Origin of the sequence: Ruegeria sp. HKCCD7221 (assembly GCF_013031225.1) — a bacterium.
In the GTDB taxonomy this organism is placed as follows: domain Bacteria; phylum Pseudomonadota; class Alphaproteobacteria; order Rhodobacterales; family Rhodobacteraceae; genus Ruegeria.
Genome location: NZ_WPZE01000024.1, coordinates 1 through 1,281 on the forward strand (window position 1 = coordinate 1; position 1,281 = coordinate 1,281).

General features: G+C 61.4%; 1 protein-coding gene. It reads right to left on the reverse strand.

Translation table 11 applies throughout. The annotated features are described in order from the left end of the window. Position 1: 1 nt before the first annotated feature. Positions 2 to 1,279 (reverse strand): phosphopyruvate hydratase, encoded by a 1,278-nt coding sequence (eno, locus tag GOX73_RS20590; protein ID WP_171126153.1) that lies wholly within the window; start codon positions 1,277 to 1,279, stop codon positions 2 to 4. Positions 1,280 to 1,281: the final 2 nt, after the last annotated feature.

Below are 1,281 nucleotides of genomic sequence, written 5' to 3' on the forward strand. Positions count from 1 at the left end.
TTCACCGCTTCAGGATCGAAGCCCCAGCGTATTCGGCGACCTCGCCCAGCGATTCCTCGATGCGGATCAGTTGGTTGTACTTGGCCAACCGGTCCGACCGCGCCAGCGAGCCGGTCTTGATCTGGCCGCAATTGGTTGCCACGGCCAGATCGGCGATGGTGGCGTCCTCGGTCTCACCCGAGCGGTGCGACATCACGTTGGTATAACGGGCACGGTGGGCCATATCGACGGCGCGTAAGGTTTCGGTCAACGATCCGATCTGGTTCACCTTGACCAGCATCGAGTTCGCGCAGCCGCGCTCGATCCCTTCGGCCAGACGCGCGGGGTTGGTCACAAACAGGTCGTCGCCCACAAGCTGGACCTTGTCGCCGATGGCGTCGGTCAGGGCCTTCCACCCGTCCCAGTCATCCTCGGACATGCCGTCTTCGATTGAGATGATCGGATAGTCTTTGACCAGCGCCGCCAGATACTCGGCGTTTTCCTCGGAAGTCAGCGAGATATTCTCGCCCGACAGAACGTATTTGCCATCCCTGTAGTACTCGGTGGCGGCGCAATCCAGGGCAAGGTGGATTTCCTCGCCCGGCTTGTAGCCTGCCTTTTCAATGGATTGCAGGATGAAATCCAGCGCTTCGCGTGTGGATGCGATGTTAGGTGCAAAGCCCCCCTCATCGCCGACGCCAGTGGCCAGACCTGCCGCCGACAGTTCGCGTTTCAGCGTGTGGAACACCTCGGACCCCATGCGCACCGCTTCGCGAATATTCGCGGCCGAGGTCGGCATGATCATGAATTCCTGAATGTCGATCGGGTTGTCCGCGTGCTCACCACCATTGATGATGTTCATCATCGGCACGGGCAGAACGCGCGCCGACGTGCCGCCGACATAGCGATACAGAGGCTGCGTGGTGAAATCGGCTGCGGCCTTGGCCGTGGCCAGCGAGACACCCAGAATGGCGTTTGCCCCCAGACGGCCCTTGTTCTCGGTCCCGTCCAGTTCGATCATCGCCTGGTCAATGGCGACCTGTTCGGTCGCGTCAAAGCCAACCAGTTCTTCGGCGATCTCACCGTTCACTGCAGCGACAGCTTCCAGCACGCCCTTGCCCATATAGCGCGCCTTGTCCCCGTCGCGCTTTTCCACCGCCTCATAGGCGCCGGTCGAGGCCCCCGACGGCACCGCCGCCCGGCCCATCGTGCCGTCTTCCAAAATCACGTCCACCTCAACCGTCGGGTTGCCCCGACTGTCAAGAATTTCCCGGGCGTGGATGTCGATGATTGTGCTCATTA

Coding starts and splice junctions, on each gene's coding strand:
- eno (WP_171126153.1), bottom strand. CDS start 1,279: ATGAGCACAATCATCGACATCCACGCCCGGGAAATTCTTGACAGTCGG.